This window comes from Flagellimonas amoyensis (assembly GCF_003058265.1).
Taxonomy (GTDB): Bacteria; Bacteroidota; Bacteroidia; order Flavobacteriales; family Flavobacteriaceae; genus Flagellimonas; species Flagellimonas amoyensis.
In genome coordinates this window covers 38064-55700 of the sequence record NZ_QBUK01000004.1, presented here as the reverse complement: position 1 = coordinate 55700, position 17637 = coordinate 38064, and the positions used below count along the sequence as shown (strand labels likewise).

10 protein-coding genes are annotated in these 17637 nt (G+C 45.4%); 6 read left to right on the top strand and 4 right to left on the bottom strand.

From position 1 onward, the window contains the following. The first annotated feature begins 25 nt into the window (after positions 1-25). The 4 genes from DB398_RS06715 to DB398_RS06700 all read left to right on the top strand — a co-directional run bounded on the left by DB398_RS06715 (position 26) and on the right by DB398_RS06700 (position 7179). On the top strand, positions 26-2086 hold the full coding sequence (locus tag DB398_RS06715) for an alpha/beta hydrolase family protein (RefSeq protein ID WP_159076334.1): 2061 nt from the start codon (positions 26-28) through the stop codon (positions 2084-2086). Between the two features lie 192 nt (positions 2087-2278). Next, positions 2279-5431, top strand: a complete 3153-nt coding sequence (locus DB398_RS06710; RefSeq protein WP_108423628.1) for a DUF5107 domain-containing protein — start codon at positions 2279-2281, stop codon at positions 5429-5431. A 10-nt stretch (positions 5432-5441) separates the two neighbouring features. Continuing rightward, the gene (locus DB398_RS06705) at positions 5442-6551 is read left to right on the top strand and encodes an SGNH/GDSL hydrolase family protein (RefSeq protein ID WP_108423843.1); all 1110 of its coding nucleotides are present in this window, start codon (positions 5442-5444) and stop codon (positions 6549-6551) included. 76 nt (positions 6552-6627) lie between these two features. Further along, a complete protein-coding gene (locus DB398_RS06700; RefSeq protein WP_108423627.1) occupies positions 6628-7179 on the top strand; it encodes a YceI family protein in 552 nt (183 codons plus the stop codon). Between the two features lie 30 nt (positions 7180-7209). Here the strand turns inward: DB398_RS06700 and DB398_RS06695 are convergent, their stop codons facing one another. Both DB398_RS06695 and DB398_RS06690 read right to left on the bottom strand, forming a co-directional pair. Then, positions 7210-8214: a formylglycine-generating enzyme family protein gene (locus DB398_RS06695; RefSeq protein WP_108423842.1), complete on the bottom strand. Its 1005-nt coding sequence runs from the start codon at positions 8212-8214 to the stop codon at positions 7210-7212. Between the two features lie 132 nt (positions 8215-8346). Beyond that, complete coding sequence (locus tag DB398_RS06690; protein ID WP_199913359.1) at positions 8347-11583, bottom strand: VCBS repeat-containing protein; 3237 nt, start codon at positions 11581-11583, stop codon at positions 8347-8349. Positions 11584-12030: 447 nt separating this feature from the next. Here DB398_RS06690 and DB398_RS06685 point away from each other — a divergent pair, with 447 nt between their 5' ends. After that, a complete protein-coding gene (locus DB398_RS06685; protein WP_108423626.1) occupies positions 12031-12678 on the top strand; it encodes a carbohydrate-binding family 9-like protein in 648 nt (215 codons plus the stop codon). A gap of 132 nt (positions 12679-12810) precedes the next feature. Here the strand turns inward: DB398_RS06685 and DB398_RS06680 are convergent, their stop codons facing one another. Continuing rightward, on the bottom strand, positions 12811-14463 hold the full coding sequence (locus tag DB398_RS06680) for a sodium:solute symporter (protein WP_108423625.1): 1653 nt from the start codon (positions 14461-14463) through the stop codon (positions 12811-12813). Between the two features lie 558 nt (positions 14464-15021). Here DB398_RS06680 and DB398_RS06675 point away from each other — a divergent pair. Further along, on the top strand, positions 15022-16077 hold the full coding sequence (locus DB398_RS06675) for a LacI family DNA-binding transcriptional regulator (protein WP_108423624.1): 1056 nt from the start codon (positions 15022-15024) through the stop codon (positions 16075-16077). A 57-nt stretch (positions 16078-16134) separates the two neighbouring features. Here DB398_RS06675 and uxaC read toward each other — a convergent pair whose 3' ends face one another. Beyond that, on the bottom strand, positions 16135-17565 hold the full coding sequence (uxaC, locus tag DB398_RS06670; RefSeq protein ID WP_108423623.1) for a glucuronate isomerase: 1431 nt from the start codon (positions 17563-17565) through the stop codon (positions 16135-16137). Positions 17566-17637: the final 72 nt, after the last annotated feature.

Genomic DNA, 17637 nt, shown 5'->3' with positions numbered 1-17637 from the left:
TGAATTAACTATGAGAAATTTACCCATGTGCATTTCACTTTTCAAAAATATATTCTATGTCCTGACCATGCTTTTGTTTGCAGGGGCGATGCAGGCCCAAGAAATGGATTTCTCGCTTTGTCCGCCACAAGATCAGCCCAACAATATTCAGGTGTATTTGGCAGAATCAGCAAAGAAGGTGTCCGAAAGTTTCTTGCAGGATGTGAACACTTTGGACGAGTGGAAGGCCATTCGGGCCCAACGTTATCAAGAATTGGTGGAAATGCTGGGCCTGAACGATGTGCCGCTCACCGGGGAACGTTCGCCACTAAATGTAAAAACAGTGGGTTCCATTTCCATGCCGGGCTATCGGATTGACAAGATTTATTACGAATCGCTTCCCAATCTGTACGTGCCCGCCAACCTCTATATCCCTAAAGGGATAAAAAAACCGGCTCCCGCCATTCTGTATGTATGCGGACATGCCGAGACCCAAAAAGCCTACTACCAAGGTCTGGCCCATAAGTTTGCCAAATTGGGATTTGTGTGTCTGATCATTGAGACCATCCAATGGGGTGAAGTACGTGGGGAACATTGGGGGACCAATATGAACGGTTGGTTCCATTGGTACAGCCGTGGATACAATCCGGGTGGAGTGGAAGCATGGAACGGTATTCGAGGGTTGGACCTTTTGAGCCAGATGCCCGAAGTGAACCCCAATGCACTTGGAATCACGGGTGCTTCGGGAGGAGGATCACAAAGCTGGTATTTGGCCGCTTTGGATGATCGGATAAAAGCTGCGGCCCCTGCGGCCGGAGGCGAAGAATTGTATGCTGAAATTTGCCAGAGCACGATAGATCATCAATGCGATTGCATGAGGCCTTTGAATACTTATCAAAGGGATTTTTCGGATATCGGAGCCTTGGTCGCGCCAAAACCCTTTATGATCGCTGCGCCGAATAGGGATGCCTTGTTTGCCATTGAATCGGTACGTGATCTGCATGAGGACGTCAAAAAGGTCTATGATTTTTATGGGGCTTCTCAAAACCTGTCGTTGATTGAAGCAGATGGTGGTCATGGTGATAGGCAAACCCTTCGCCCCAAGATTTTTTCATTTTTCATAAAACATTTGATGGGTAAAGAGGTTGCCCCTGAGAAAATTGGGGATATTGACAAATCTGAAAAAGCGCAGTTGTCCGTGGAGGAACTGGCGGTCTATACCAACGGGGCTCCGGAGGATGATCGTACAAAGACCATTCAGGAAACCTTCTTTGCATTGCCGGAACCGCCCATGATCAAGACCAAGCCCGAATTGGAAACCTATCGTGCTGAGGTTTTGGATTTTTTAAAGGAGAAAACGTTTAGGGCCTTCCCTGAAAACCCAGTGCCATTGGATGTAAAATGGGAATATCGTACTGTAGAGGAGGCCAAATATGGGATGCAGACCTTCAGTTTTGTTTCCGAAGAAGGATGGAGATTAAAGTTCACCATTTATTGGAACAGGCCGCCGGAGGAAAAACAATCCGTGCTTTTGGTTTTGAAGAACCCCAACGAGCCGTTCATGGATTTTGGAAAGTTCGTTTCAGGAATCGACCCAAACCAGACCGTTGTTTATTTTGAGGCAAGGGGAATCGGGGAAACCGGATGGGCGGAGAACATGCAATGGCATATCCGTAGGTCCTTGGGATGGATGGGCAAGACCGTTGCCTCCATGAGGGTGTACGATGTGCTTCGATGCATTGAGGCCCTTCAATCTATTCCCGGATTCAATATCGATAGGGAAAACATCAACATTGCGGCCGAAGGTGAAATGTCGGTGGTGGCCCTGTATGCTGCACTGCTCAAAGGCGATATCAATACCGTTTTGGTGAAAAATCCGCCCGCCAGTCAAAATGTGCCCAGCCAACCAGATGGAAGGGGAGAGGCCATTGAGATGTTGAACTGTTTGCGGATCACCGATGTAGCTCAGGTTGCAGGGCTGAACTTGGACACCAAATTCATCGGCATTGGTGAATTGCCCGATACCTACACTTGGACAAAAGAGGTATATGAAACCCTAAAGCCTGAGAACTTCCAGATCATCAAGGATTTTTCCGAATGGAAATGATTTAGATAAAAGAATTTCGTTCTGAAAAGCGGGGAATGTACATCCCCGCTTTTTGTATTTCTGAACACTACTGATTCCATTTCTTTCAAAACCATCAAAAACAAACAAAACGAAAGATATAAATGTTTAAATAATTGTATTTAAATTGATATAGTCTTATATTTCGTTATTTTTTAAGCAAAAGATACATTGATGAGTCTGAAGAAACTACCATTGCTACTTGTTTTCATCCTTGCGCAATCCGTCTTAGGGCAAAATGCGAAAATATATGAGGAAAAAAGGGTCATGAAAACCTATCCATTTTCCGATCCCAACCCTGTTCCCGATATGGAAATGAACTATCCCTATTTCAGGTATGATGGCTTTACCAACAAGAGCAGACAACAGGAATGGAACATGGTGGTTTTGGAAAACGATTACATCAAGGTTTTTGTCAATACCGACGTCGGTGGTAAAATTTGGGGTGCCATCGAAAAATCCACAGGACAGGAGTTTTTATATTTCAATGAGGTGGTCAAGTTCAGGGATGTGGCCCAACGCGGACCATGGACTTCAGGAGGGTTGGAGTTTAACTTTGGTTTTATCGGCCATACGTCCACCAGTGCCACACCTCAGGATTATGTGATCAAGAACAATGCGGATGGCAGTGTTTCCTGCATCATTGGTGCGATAGACCTACACACCCACGCGCAATGGAACGTGGAAATAAAACTGGAAAAGGATAAGGCCTATGTGGAAACCATCAGTTCCTGTTTCAATACCGGAAACCTGCCGGAGCCGTATTACCATTATTCCAATGCCGCCGCCAAAGCGGATGGTGATTTGGAGTTTATTTTCCCCGGAGACCATTATGTGGGCCATGAACAAATTGTGAGCACTTGGCCGGAGGAAGATGGCAGGGAAATCTCATTTTACAAGAACAACGACTTTGGTGGACCAAAGTCCTATCACATTGTGAACAGCATTGCGGAATATATGGGGGGATATTACCACGAGGATGACTACGGGTTTGGAAACCTGCATGATTTTAGGGCAATGCCCGGAAAAAAACTCTGGATTTGGGGGCTTTCCGATGAAGGGATGATTTGGGAAGGTCTGTTGACGGATTCAGATGGCCAATATATTGAATATCAAACGGGAGCCACTTTTAATCAGGCGATGGAAGCAAGCAGTTTGACCCCCTTTAAACACAGGGAGATCATTCCGTATGACAGCGACATTTCTTCCGAAGTATATTTTCCGCTAAAGCAAACGGGCGGAATGGTGATGGCGAACAGAAATGCCGTCTTGAACGTGCTGGAAGTGGATAAATCCACCATCGAAATCCGTTTGAGCCCGTTGGCCCCATTGCAGGGTGATCTTGTGGTGAAATCGGAAAGTGAAACGGTCGCTACGCAGACCTTGTCCCTGAAACCACTGGAACTCTACAGCACTAAGGTGAATGTGGGCGAAGGTAAAGAGTACCGTATTCAAATAGGGAAAAATATCCTTTCCTACTCCAGCGAAACCGGGGATGAAATTGTGGACAGGCCTGTTCTCCCCAATACGGAATTTGATTGGGACTCGGCCATAGGATGGTTCACCAAAGGTTTCGAAATTGAAAAGCAATATGGCTATACCGTATCGGGTCGTGCCCGAAAAATGGCGCAGGTGTATTATTTGAAAGCATTGGAACTGGACCCCGCCTATGCTCCCGCACTTCGTAGGGCAGCCTTCAATTACTACAGGATGATGCAGTATGATGAGGCACTTTCCTTGATCAACAAGGCACTGGCGATAGATACCTATGATCCTGAGGCCAATTATCTTTTTGGATTGCTCAATGTCAAACTGAACAAAAAGGCCAATGCCAAGAGCGGCTTTTCCATCGCAGCACAATCTACCTCGTTCAGAACCGCTGCACATACAGAACTTACGAAATTGTATCTCAAGGAAAACGATTTGGATGCTGCACTCGAAGAGGTAGAGAATGCATTGGATTACAATCGGAAAAACTTGGTGGCCCAAGAGTTGAAAGTCTTGATTTTCAGATTGAAAAATGACAAGGAACAGGCAGAAGACGCCTTGAGGGAGCTCTATAAATTGGACAATACGAATGCCTTTGTGGCCCATGAGGCAAAGCTGTTGGGCAGTGATGGCTATATTGAGTTGAACAAATTGATAACCAATGAACTCCAGTCGGAATCCTATATAGAATTGGCCCTGAAATATCATGCGGTTGGTCAAAATGAAGAAAGTATTGAAGTATTGAAACAAAGTCCGGCAGACGCCAAAGTTTTGTTGTTGTTGGCCTACTTGGATGTTGCCAATCGGGAAAATTGGCTGCAGAAGGCACTCAAAGCCTCCCCCAATCTTGTGTTTCCCTTCCGGACCGAGATGTACGAAGCTCTTACCGAGCTTACTGCATTGAGTGATGATTGGAAACTCAACTACTACAAGGCGTTGATTTTATGGAAAAAGGAATTACTGGAAGAAGCAAAAGCTTTGATGCAGCAATGTGGCGACCGTCCCGATTACGCTCCATTTTATTTGGCCAAGGCCAAGCTTTTTGCCAATGAGGGGACCCTTGTGGACCAAGCCTTGGAAAAAGCAAAACAGTTGGCCCCAAAAGATTGGCGGGTTCAACTGGCCCTCGTGGATCAATTGATTGGGAAGCAGCAGTATTCCGAAGCGGCCAAGATTGCCAAAAAAGTCTACGATTCCAATCTTGACAATTCGGTAATGGGTATACGGTACGCCAGTGCGCTGTTAAAGTCTGGAAAATACAAACAAGCACTTTCTTTTCTGGAACAACTCGTTATTATTCCATTTGAAGGAGCTTTTGAAGGTAGGGCCATCTACCATGAAGCCGCTATCCGGTTGGCATATGAGTCCATCCATAAAGGCAACTACGCAGGTGCCGTTACCTATGTGGAAAAGGCAAAACTATGGCCCAAGAACCTAGGGACTGGTTTGCCCTATAATGTGGATGAGCGATTGGAGAACAGTATTCTGGCCCATTGCTATGGAAAAATGGGTAAAACGGAGCTCGCGGCACAGCGCTACCAAGAAATTGTGGACTATGGGCTGGATAATGATGATCCTGAAAACGCGAACCTCTATCTTCAGATCTTGGCACTTCAGCGGACGGATGCAGCAGGGAAAATCCCATCACGTATCGAGGAGGCTTTGAAACGGGACCCGAACAATTCATATGTTTTGTGGGTAAAGGCCATGTATGAAGGAGGGCCTTCTGCAGGGCAGCTTACCGAGAAGCTTCAGGAGGAAAATCAGCAAAACCCACTGAACAATACATTTTTATTGGTCAAGGATTTTTTGGATATTACCCCAAGCAGTAATCCTTAAAATGATGCATATGGGAATCAGGAGCCTATCTATTTTTTTCGCCACGGCCAGTTTGGTACTTGGTCTGGCAAGTTGCAATTCAGAAGATAAAACAGTGTTCGTGGATCATAACGATCCGCATTTGGTGTATGAAGGCAGAGTGGATACGACCCAAGCGGATGGGGTGCAGTTGTATTGGTCCGGTACTTCCATCAAGCTGAATTTTAAAGGCACTTCCATCTCGGCATATTTTAAAGATTCCGAAGGGGACAATTATTATGACATCAGAATAGATAACGATAGCGTTAGACTGATCAGACCCGATACCACACGTAAAGAATATGTGCTGGCAACCAATTTATCTCCCGATGAGCATACCGTGGAAATCTTTAAGCGCACGGAATGGAACCGGGGCACGACCACTTTTTATGGTTTTCAATTGAAAGGTGATGGTCAAATATTATCTTCTTCGCCCTCCCCGGCAAGAAAGATTGAATTCTACGGAAATTCCATCAGCGCAGGCTATGCTGTGGAAGATTATTCCGGGAGGGATTTGCCGGACAGTACCTATACCAACAATTATTACAGCTATGCTGCGCTGACTGCACGGCATTTTGAAGCAGATTACCGCTGCATTTGTAGAAGTGGTATTGGGGTCACCATCAGTTGGGACCCGCCCATCATGCCTGAAATTTATGATCGTTTGGCGCCACAGGACAGCACCAGCCGTTGGGATTTTTCCCAATATACCCCAGATTTGGTGGTGGTGAATCTTTTTCAGAACGATTCATGGTTGGTGAACATGCCCGATCATCCCCAGTTCAAAAGACGGTTTGGGGAAGAGGCTCCTTCGGAAGAAACCTTGATTGCGGCCTATCAAGAATTTGTGTCCAAACTGAGAAAACATTATCCCGAGGCCTATATAGTTTGTGCTTTGGGCAGTATGGATGCCACCAAAGAAGGTTCAAAATGGCCTGATTATGTCCAAACGGCCGTACAAAGTCTTAACGATGAGCGCATTGGGGTGTTGTTGTTTCCGTTCATCAATACGGATAACCATCCCAATAAGGAACAGCAAGAAAGTATGGCCTGGAAATTGATTGCATTCATCAATGAAAAGGTTGGATGGGAGCAATCTTAGGGATTTTCTGGTTGTTTCCACGTCCATGATCATGCATCATTTTGATGCACAAAAAATAGAAGAAAAAAGTTAAACAATGAGAATCAAAGTTTCCTTGGCAGTGTTGCTGCTGTGTGTTGTATGGGGCGGATATGCCCAAGAATCCTATGTTCTTTCCGATAAAAGTTCCTTGAAAATTGAGGGCACCTCCACGTTGCATGATTGGGTGGTCACTGCCCATTCCCTAAAGGGAAACATGGAAGTGCAAGAAGGACAACCCGCCAGTTTGAAAGTGGTTGTTGATGCATCCCAGATCAAGAGTGAACGTGGGGCCACAATGGACAAAAAGATGCATGCCGCGTTGAAGGTCGATGAGCACCCGGAAATCAGTTTTCAGTTGGAAAACATTCAAAAACAAACGGCTTCTGGAATGTTTGTGCTCAAGGGAACACTCTCCATTGCAGGTGTTTCCCAAAAGTTGGACATCACTTCGGAGGTCAAGCAAGTGGGAGGGGCCTATACGCTGAAAGGCTCCAAGGAAATCAAACTACAGGATTTTAATATTGAACCCCCAACGGCCATGTTCGGTCAGATTGTGGTAGGGGAGTCCGTTACCATCCAGTTTGATGCAATTTTTACAAAGAGTTAAAACCCTTCGAAAATAATGTGATTTTGCTGGCTATTCGTCCAAAACGGTTTGCCAAAATTCTTTTTGCTCCTCTGAGGAAGGTTGTGTGGCCGGACTCACCAATCTAAAACCGATGAAATTGGAATCGGTGTACCACCAAAAGCTTTTTGGAATCTGAGGGTCGTTTTTTTGGAGTCCAATACTAGAAGCATAGCGTGCCGCAGATCGAAGATCTTCTGGGTCGTCGTTCCATGAACCGCCTTTTACCACTCTTGGATGAATCACGGTGGGCTGTATCCAAGGATTCGTGTTTTCGGTAATACTTAGCGCATTTGCTTTGTATTCGTCCAAGGTCCATTCGGATACGTTTCCGTGCATGTCATAAATTCCCCATGGATTGGGCAACTTGGTGCCTACCTTGGCATAGGAATTATTGGAATTTTCATAATACACGGCATATTCGGCCAGTTTGGAAGCATCATCCCCAAAGGAATAGGAGGTTTGGGTCCCAGCTTTTGCAGCATATTCCCATTCTGCTTCCGTAGGCAAACGATAGAACCTGCCAGTCACCGTGCTCAACCATTTGCAGAAAACCAAGGCTGAGTATGCGGACATGCTGATGGCAGGATATCCTTCCTTGCCCATGCCCCTTGAAGGATCTTCATAAGGAGGGCTTGGCCTAGTGATGGCGTCCACTGAATTTAACTGGTCTGATGGCAAGCCTTGGAAAAGCTCTTGGTTTTGTGCAAAAAAGAGCTCGAACACTTCCCAAGTGACTTCATACTTTCCTATGTAGAACGCATCCAACTCCACTTGTTTTGTGGGGCCTTCGTCCGTTTCACGGTTTGGCTGGGAATCGGGACTGCCCATCATAAAATCACCTTGTGGCACATACACCATATCGAAAGCGACATCCGTTGCCGGAACCTGTTGGGAGAAGCCTTTCACCGTTTCTTCTGGGGTCCCCTTATCGTCATGGGTAGGCAAAAAGGCCTTGCAGGATTGCAATAGCACAATAGCAAGCACTGCCATTACAGGGGAAAGGCGAATATTCATGGGTCGGAAGTATTTTTGAACAGACATAAGCGATTGTGTCCATCTGAATATAAAAATCATGGAAACGATAGGGCCAATGTATGGAATAAAAGAGGTCATTTCTGTATTCATGGGTTGAAAACCTGTAATTGTTTAATTTGTAATGAGATAACTTTTTAAGGGTTGGTCGTTGATTGCGAACAAGATCACCTTGCCCTTGTTTTTGTGGTCAATGGTGCCTAAATCTCTCACTTCGCCTTTTACCATCAGACCACTGTTGTTTTTTTCGACATCGAACTCCCCATTGCCTTTTCCTAAAAGGAGGGTGCCTGAATTGGCATCAATGCGCCCGAACTTGACACGGTTCCCATAAAAATTGCCTGCCAGTAAAACGTCCAGGTTTCCATCCCCGTTAAAATCGTTCACGGCCATGGCATGGACGGGTGCAAATTGGGCCATTTGGGGCAGGGAATGGAGTTTGAATTTTCCATTTCCTAGATTTTCCATATAGCTGGAATGAAAGTTCACGGCTTTCAGCACCAAAGCGGTGTTGAGTACATCTTGGGGGAAAATGTCGGTCAACTGTTGGTCTGCATAGTCCGAATAGTTCACGTATCGGCTTTTTAGCATGCTCAGCTGTTCCACCAAATCATCCTTGGAGAACACGGGATATCTTCTTCCATCAAAGTAAGAACACAGAATTGGATCTATGGATCCGTTTCCGTCAAAATCCTTGGCATATATTTCCAAAGGGGCATCGGTTGAAGGGGTTAGTTGGGTATTCAGGCCATAGTTGCCCAAAACATAATCAATGTCCCCGTCGTTGTCAAAGTCCCCCGCTTTTATGGTATTCCACCATCCTTCGGTATTGGTCAATCCCGAGTCTTTGTGCTCCGTAAAAGTTCCATTTTGGTATTTGAAGAGACGGATTCCCATGAATTCCCCGACAATAATCAACTCTTCGGTCCCATCAGAATCATAATCGCTCCAAAGGGCGTCGGTGATCATCCCCAAGTGTTCCAAGTCTGGCGCAACGGTCTTGGTCACATCTTTGAACTGCCCATTTCCTGCATTTTCGAGGATGTAGCTTTTAGGGGCAAAGGGATATTCTCCTGGCACCAATCTACCGCCAACAAACAGGTCAAGGTCTCCATCCTTGTCAAAATCATTGGCCACGACACTGGCGGTGCTGGTGGTCATCACGGGCAGAAAATCCTGTTTCTTTTCAAATCTTCCCTTGCCGACATTTAGGTACAATCGGTCCTGGAGATGGGCATCGTCCTTTTCGAACTCATTGCCACCGCTGGTCACATATAAGTCCATGTCTCCATCCCTATCGGCATCAAAGAAAAGGGCTTCGACATCTTCTGAATTTTGATCTTGTTCAAAAAGCGCCTCATTGGTTGCCATGAACTCGCCAGAGGCTGTTTGTATATAAAGTTTGCCGGGACTGCCTTTGGCACCTCCAATAAAAATATCGTCCAATCCGTCCCCATTGACATCGGCGACGGTAAGTCTAGGTCCTTGGGTGGACAACATGTGCGGTAATAATCGGTCCCTTCTGAAATCCACGTATGGATTTTCTTTGTGTGCATAGGGAATAATACTGTCCAATGCAACCTCGGTAAAATAGGGTTTCATGTGGGCCTCTTCCGTGTCCATATTGCCATTGGTCGCTTCTTTGTGTTGAAGGACCACGGTTTGGTTGATGGGGATATCTTTTAGTGTCTGTTTTCGTCCATCGGGCCAGACTATGGAAAGTTCGTCCACTTTCTGGGCTTTGCCCACACCAAATATCATGTTGGGTTCCACGGAAGATTGGTAGCCACGGGTCGTGATCATTTCTTGGACCATGATTTCATCTTCAAGCTTCAGTACCACTTTGGCACCAATCCCAAAACTGTTTCCTTTCTGACCTTTCAATTGAATCTTTAGGAAGCCATTGTCCCCGGTCTCTCTGCTATTGTTTCTGTAGATGGAGGCCTTTTCGTCAATATTGTTCACAATCAGATCCAGGTCGCCATCATTGTCCAAGTCGGCGTATGCGGCCCCATTGGAAAGGGTTTTCTGGTCAAGGCCCCATTCTCGGTTCATTTTGGCAAAGGTGAGGTTGCCCTTGTTTTGGTAGATATAGTTTTCTTCTACGATCGGGGGTATTTCCTTGATCAGGTTCATCACCTCGATGTCCTTCCTCGTTTTTTTGGCCTTCAATCGTTCCTGTACGGCAAAATTCATGAAATCCATGTTGGTATAGTCCCTTTTGTATCCGTTGGAAATAAATAGGTCCTTCTGCCCATCCAAATCAAAATCGGCGAATAGGGGAGCCCAACTCCAGTCAGTGTTTGAAATGCCGGACAATTGGCCAATTTCGGAAAAGGATTTTCCGCCGTTGTTCAATTGCAGCATATTGCGCATGGATTGGTTGTGGAAACCTGTTTTGGCGAGTAGGCTGTACTTGTCGTAATTGTCCGGACCCAAGACCATTTTTTGGCGTAGGTTGCCCTCCGGGAGCATGTCCAGTGTCACAATGTCAATAAAACCATCATTGTTGATGTCCGCTGCGTCCGAACCCATGGAAAATTGCGAAACGTGTTCCATGTACTCCTCGAGGGATTCTTTGAAGGTACCATTCCCATTGTTGATGTACAGATAATCCTGCTCATTGTAGTCGTTGGAAATGTAGAGGTCCAACCATCCATCATTGTTGATGTCCGATACGGCAACGCCCAAACCAAATCCCAGAACGTTGGATACCAGTCCGGCCGATTGGCTTACATCTGTGAAGAAGCCGTTGTCGTTGCGGTACAGTTTGTCCGAAAAGGCATCGTTGGACTTTTTTTTCAGGGTAGAGGTAATCTGGCTGAAACCGGCATAGTCCTGAGTGGAGTGGTTGAGCACATAGAGATCCAGATCCCCGTCCCCATCATAATCAAAAAACACTCCTTGTGTGGAATATCCGGAATCGTCTATCCCATATTCTTTTGCACTTTCGGTAAAGGTGAGGTCCCCGTTGTTGATAAAAAGCAGGTTTCTGCGATTGGCGGGATCTTTTGCGGCAGACCGGCAAACATAGATGTCCAGTAGGCCGTCGGAATTCACATCAGCCATGGTGGTTCCCGTGTTCCATAGTCCTTCGGCGTACACTCCGGCCTCTTTTGCCATTTCCTTGAAGCGAAAGTCCCCTTGGTTGATGTAGAGATGGCTTCCCACCATGTTCCCAGTGAAATAAATGTCTGGAAGGCCGTCATTGTTCAGGTCGCCAACGGCACCACCACCACCATTGTACATATAGCCATACTCAAACACATTGAAAGTCTCTGTTTCCCGGAGTATATTGACAAAGGATACCCCGGTATCGTCGGGATCCAGAAGGGTGAATCGCTTATCCATTCGGTCTGTTTTGCAGGAAAGCATTATCAGGAGTATGCTTAGAATGGAAAAAAGATAGTTGGGGAGCCTCATGCTGTTTCTCATTTTGGTCGTCTTTGGAATTATTCGGGAACTAAAAACTACTTCCAAACATTGGGTTGGTCATTAAGGGTCAAAACAGATAAGATAAACCGTTCCGAAAATCTAATCTATGTGTATCTTTCGGGTATGGTTTCCGAGCCAAGGAAAAAATAACCCAAAAGTTGTATTTTTGCTATCTTTATTTTATAAAAAATAATGTTTTGAAAGAAAAAATACATTTAAAACTTTCGCTAAGTTAAAAAAAAGTTGTTTTATATTGGATTTCTTTTGTTAAAAACCGTATTTGAACCTCAAGATTTGTTTTAGGTAGGTCTAGTTAGGTAATTGAGGGAATCGAACCTTGGTCAAATTTGATATTTCTATTGCATGGGAGAAGATACAATACATATATATGAGGTTAGGGCCATTACAGATGGGATTGTAAAAGAAGGGGTTTGGGAAAGTCTCCCGGCCTTGACCGATTTCAAACAGCCCTGGAATACACGGCCTATTCAAAAAACGGAGTTTAAAGCCTGTCACGACAAGGAGTGGCTTTACTTGCGCTATAGGGTAGAGGACAGCGCAGTCCATGTGCAAAAGGTGTCGGGCCACAAGATGGAGGTAGTGCATGGAGACCGTGTGGAAATCTTTTTCCAAGTGGATGCAAAGTTGAATACCTACTACTGTTTGGAAGTCGACCCCGATGGTAGGATATTGGATTACACAGCTACATTTTACAGGGAGTTTGATTATGAATGGTCGTGGCCAAAAGGTCACCTATCTGCCAAAGCTGTCCGAACGGAATCTGGTTATGGGGTGGAGCTGAAAGTGAGTTTGGAATCTTTGAAAAATCTTGATATTTTGAAGAATGGGGTCATCGGGGCTGGAATTTACAGGGGAGATTGCCAGAATTTGGGACATTTCCCGGACACCGAATCGGAGTTTGTATGGATTACATGGGTGGACCCTAAACTGCAGGAACCGGATTTTCATGTGCCCAGTTCGTTCGGGAGATTGAAATTGGTAGATTTTTGATCAAAGGGCAGTTTTGGTATATTCTTAGGTGATGGTTTTGATTGAAATTATATAAGACAAAAACCTGTAAGTAAACAACCTACAGGTTTTGCAAAATGAGTCGCATTTTTACCATGAATAACGTAATCTGTCCTATCCTGTGAAATAGGATAATATAACAATTACGATGATTACCAACAGCACCGAGAGCACTACATCAATAGTGCTATAGCTGGCCTTGGTGGCCGCTTTGTCATCTGCGGACAATGTGCCCATGGAAAGCCCTTTGATCTTTATATAGTCAGGCGGTGAGGTGGCCAAGGTGACCAAAATACATAGGACTACGGAAAACAGGAACATAAAAATGGCCATATGGGCAAAGTTCACCGTTGCAAACTGGAAAAGGAAACCAGACACTTCTGCATTGGCGGCAATTTGTGGTTGATAATAAATTTCTGAACCCAACCGAAGCACCAAAAGTACCAATCCGGCCGTGAGCGTGGTGATGGCCGCTTTGGAATTGACCCGTTTCCAGAGAATGCCCAAAAGGAACACTGTGGTGACCGGGGGCGCGATGTAGGATTGCACATTTTGAAGATATTGGTACATAACCCCGCCACCTATCTTGTCCATAATGGGTATCCAAATGATTCCCAGAACCACAATGATGCCAGTGGCCACTTTGCCAATGGTCAATAGTTCACGTTCGGTCTTTTCCGGACGGAGTTTTTTATAGATGTCAATGGTGAAAATGGTGGAACAGGAGTTGAACACAGATGCCAACGAACTCATAAGAGCGGCCATAAGCCCACCGGCCACCAAACCTTTCAACCCAACAGGAAGAAGCGTCTTTACCAGCATAGGGAATGCCCTATCGGCACGGTCAACGTTAAATACTTCGGGGTTTTGAATGGTCAGGGCAAAGGCAATGATTCCTGGCACCAAAAAAATCAGGATGGGCATCAGTTTCAGATAGGCCCCAAAAATGGCACCCCGTCTTCCAATTTTAATGTTGTTCGCAGCCAATGTACGCTGTACAATGTACTGGTCTGTACACCAGTACCAGATTCCTACGATGGTTCCGCCGATCAAAAGGCCGGTCCATGGGAACTGGGGATCGCTCATGGGGCGCCACATGTTGAAATGATCTGGACTGACAGATGTCACCGTTTCCCTAAGTTGTCCCCAGCCACCCACTTCTTGTAAGCCCAGATAGGTGATGATCAACGAGCCCAAAATCAAGATTACGGTCTGCAAGGTCTCAGTATAGATTACGGCCTTCATCCCACCGACGATGGTATAGATCCCGGTAAAGACCACCACCCCGATGGCGCCGTACCAGAAAGGGATGCCCAATAGTTCTGATACCACGATACCCCCTGCATAAATGGTGACGGAAACCTTGGTCAATACATAAGCGACCAACGAAAAAATGGAAAGGAACCAACGGGAGCGGCTATCGAACCGTTTTTCAAGAAACTCTGGCATGGTGAATGCCCCACTTCTGATATAAAAGGGGAGAAAGAGCCAGCCCAATAACAACACAATCCAGGCATGAAGCTCGTAATGGGCCATGGGCGTACCCGATTCAAATCCAGTGCCGGCAAGTCCCACCACGTGTTCCGATCCAATATTCGATGCAAAAATGGAAGCTCCGATGACGAACCAACCCACGTTCCTTCCTGCCAAAAAGTAATCTTCTGTATCCTTGTTCTTCTGGAGGACCACCCATGCGGCCACGGCGATAAGGGCCAAGAAATAAATGCCGAGAACGATCCAATCCGGTCTCTCTAAAACTGATTCCATAAGTTGTTTTGGGTTTAGCTTGTTAGGGGATTATTTAAATGTACTGGTTGATGATATTTTCGAACAATTCTTGCTTTCCGCTCCGCTTTTTGATATCTGGGTAGGAAGAGGCATGCATGTGTATGGAGGTCCTCCAAAGTAAGTCTTCCCTCTTCGAATGCCTTACCGATCCCAAATTTTAAAGTGATATAGCAATTATATTTCATGTTGGCATAATTTTACTTTTGTAATGGTACATCTCATCTGCTGATAGCATTGAAACATATGCACTACATGTATCAAATTGTTTATTTGTGCCGTTCAAATATAATTAACGGAATCGATTGCGTATATTTATTTTCTCAATTTATTTTAAGGATGATGAATTTTTTTGGCATCCAAGCTCCTAAAAAAGGAAAATTAAGTGGAAGTTTCTGAAAAACAAGCAATTTTTAATGAACGGGTGTCATTGGACAAATGAAAAAAATTATTCTAAAAGGAAACTAAAAGTTAATTTAGTAAATTGAAATTCAAGCTTATCCCATTATCGGGCATAAAGAACCTAACGGTATTTGACAGATGAAGATTAAAAAGGAGGTTACCATCTACGATCTCGCCAAAGAATTGAACTATTCTCCTTCGACGATTTCCAGAGCTTTGAACAACCATAAGAGCATCAGTAAGAAAACCATCAAGCTGATCAAAGAGGCTGCCGAGGGAATGGGGTACCGTCCCAATAATTTAGCTGCAGGTCTCAGGAACAACAAGAGCAATACAATAGGTGTGCTCATCTCTCGGATAAACCGTCCATTTATGGCCTCCTTGATCAGTGGTATTGAGGAAACCGCTCGAAAGGCCGGTTATAATGTGCTGATCAGCCAGTCCAACGATATGTATGAAAATGAGGTGAGCAACTGCAACGCCCTATATGACAGTAGGATTACGGGGCTTATTGTTTCCCTGTCCATGGAAACGGTGGACATGGCCCATTTTCAGAAGTTTATAGACCAGGGTATCCCCATTGTCTTTGTGGATAGGGTGCCGGACAACTTCAATTCGTACAAAGTGGTGATAGACAACTACACCGCTGGATACTCCGCCACCAAACATTTGATAGACCAAGGGTGTACCAGGATTGCCCATTTTGCAGGGGCGCAGCACAGGAACATTTATGAAGAAAGGAAAAAAGGCTATCTGGACGCTCTGCGAGAGTCTGGCCTGCCCATTAGAGATGAACTGATCATCCATTTCAAGACTTTGAGTTTTGAGGAAGGGAACAAGGCCACAAAAAAGCTTCTGAAAATGCCCGAACCACCAGATGGCATATTCTCTGCAAACGACACGGCCGCTGTGAGTGCCATTATGTGCGCCAAAAAAATGGGGGTAGAGGTTCCCCAGGAATTGGCCGTGATAGGGTTCAATGACGATCCCATAGCTTCCATTATGCAACCTTCACTATCCACCGTATCGCACCCGGCCAGTAAAATGGGGGCCATTTCGGCCAAACGCATCCTGAACCACTCCGGCCAAAATTATGATGCAGACCTTACCGAGATAACGGTTCTTGGAACAGAGATCATCGTGAGGGACTCCTCGCTGAGAAGGGCAAGGCTGCTCCGGTCCAAAACTAGCTGAATCAATACAGGCATTGCCTTTTAGAATAGGAGAGTAATACTGTATGAGGAGAGCTCATCAATTTTCCAAAGGAACTTGTTCCACTAAACTTGGAAACTGGAAAAAATCCTTGGCATTGTTATAGGTAATGTCCGTTACGATTTTTCCGATCCATTCCATATCGTTTGGTAAAAGACCGGCCTTGATATCATTGCCCAACACATTGCAAAGGATCCTTCTGTAATATTCATGCCGTGGGAAGGATAAAAAACTCCGACTGTCCGTAAGCATTCCAACGGAACAGCTCAACAGTCCCATATTGGAAAGTGCGTTCAATTGGTTGGTGATGCCATCCATTTGGTCCAAGAACCACCAAGCTGCCCCAAACTGGACCTTGCCCTTGATGCCATCCCCGTTGAAGTTGCCCGCCATGGTGGCAAACAGTTCATTGTCATTGGGGTTTGAGTTATAGAGCACGGTCTTTGGAAGATGTCCCTTATTGTTCAGTCTGTTCAATAGACCGGCAAGCTGTTCGGCCTGCTGAAAATCACCGATACTGTCCACTCCTGCATTGATGCCAACTTTGGACAAAATGGCTTCGTTGGTATCCCGAATGGGTCCCAAATGGAGTTGCATGGTCCAATTTTTTTCGGTGTAGAAGCCACCCAAAAGACCAAGGATGGCAGATTTGTATTGTGCCGTCTCTTTTTTTGAGATGGTCTTTCCCTTTAGACGCTCCGATAGGATGTTATTGATTTCTACCTCTGTAAAATCCACCGCATAAGCATGTGGAAGGCCATGGTCCGAAAGTCGGCAACCGTTTTTATGGAAATGCTCCACTCTTTTTTTGATGGCCTGGCCTAAGGTTTCAAAATCAGTGATCTTGATGTCGGTGATTCTGGAAAGGGAAGCTAGGTAATCGGTGAAGGTTTCTTTTTCAATAAAAATAAGCCCATCCGGCCTGAACGTGGGGAGCACCTTCACGGGCCAACCCGATGCGGCAAGGTTCCTGTGATGGTCCAGATTGTCCAGAGGGTCATCCGTAGTGCATACCACCTCAACGTTCATCCTCTCTATCAAGCCACGAGCCGAATAATCCTCCAAATCTAGTTTGGCGTTACATTCTTCGTATATTTTTTCAGCAGTTTTGGGTCCCAAAAGGTCATGGATGCCAAAATAACGGCCAAGTTCCAGATGGGTCCAGTGGTATAGGGGATTACGAAGGGCATAGGGAACCGTTTCTGCCCATTTCTTGAACTTTTCACTGTCCGGTGCATCCCCTGTTATGTATTTTTCAGGAATGCCCAAGGCACGCATGGCCCTCCACTTATAATGATCGCCGTCAATCCAGAGCTGGACCATGTTTTCAAATTTTTTGTTTTCCGCCAACTCACTTGGGGGCAGATGGGAGTGGTAATCTATGATGGGTTGGTTTTTGGCATAATCGTGATATAGTTCCTTGGCGTGGTCGGTCTCCAACAAAAAATCGTCATGGATAAAGTTTTTCATAAGTCAGTCTTTAGATGAAAGTAAATGGTTGTGCCAGAATACGATCTTTCTCCGGTATTCTTGTTGATGGGA

Bases quoted from the DNA above. Each gene is read 5' to 3' on its own strand.
- DB398_RS06715 (WP_159076334.1), top strand. From the start codon at position 26: ATGTGCATTTCACTTTTCAAAAATATATTCTATGTCCTGACCATGCTT.
- DB398_RS06710 (WP_108423628.1), top strand. From the start codon at position 2,279: ATGAGTCTGAAGAAACTACCATTGCTACTTGTTTTCATCCTTGCGCAA.
- DB398_RS06705 (WP_108423843.1), top strand. From the start codon at position 5,442: ATGGGAATCAGGAGCCTATCTATTTTTTTCGCCACGGCCAGTTTGGTA.
- DB398_RS06700 (WP_108423627.1), top strand. From the start codon at position 6,628: ATGAGAATCAAAGTTTCCTTGGCAGTGTTGCTGCTGTGTGTTGTATGG.
- DB398_RS06695 (WP_108423842.1), bottom strand. From the start codon at position 8,214: ATGAATATTCGCCTTTCCCCTGTAATGGCAGTGCTTGCTATTGTGCTA.
- DB398_RS06690 (WP_199913359.1), bottom strand. From the start codon at position 11,583: ATGGATAAGCGATTCACCCTTCTGGATCCCGACGATACCGGGGTATCC.
- DB398_RS06685 (WP_108423626.1), top strand. From the start codon at position 12,031: ATGGGAGAAGATACAATACATATATATGAGGTTAGGGCCATTACAGAT.
- DB398_RS06680 (WP_108423625.1), bottom strand. From the start codon at position 14,463: ATGGAATCAGTTTTAGAGAGACCGGATTGGATCGTTCTCGGCATTTAT.
- DB398_RS06675 (WP_108423624.1), top strand. From the start codon at position 15,022: ATGAAGATTAAAAAGGAGGTTACCATCTACGATCTCGCCAAAGAATTG.
- uxaC (WP_108423623.1), bottom strand. From the start codon at position 17,565: ATGAAAAACTTTATCCATGACGATTTTTTGTTGGAGACCGACCACGCC.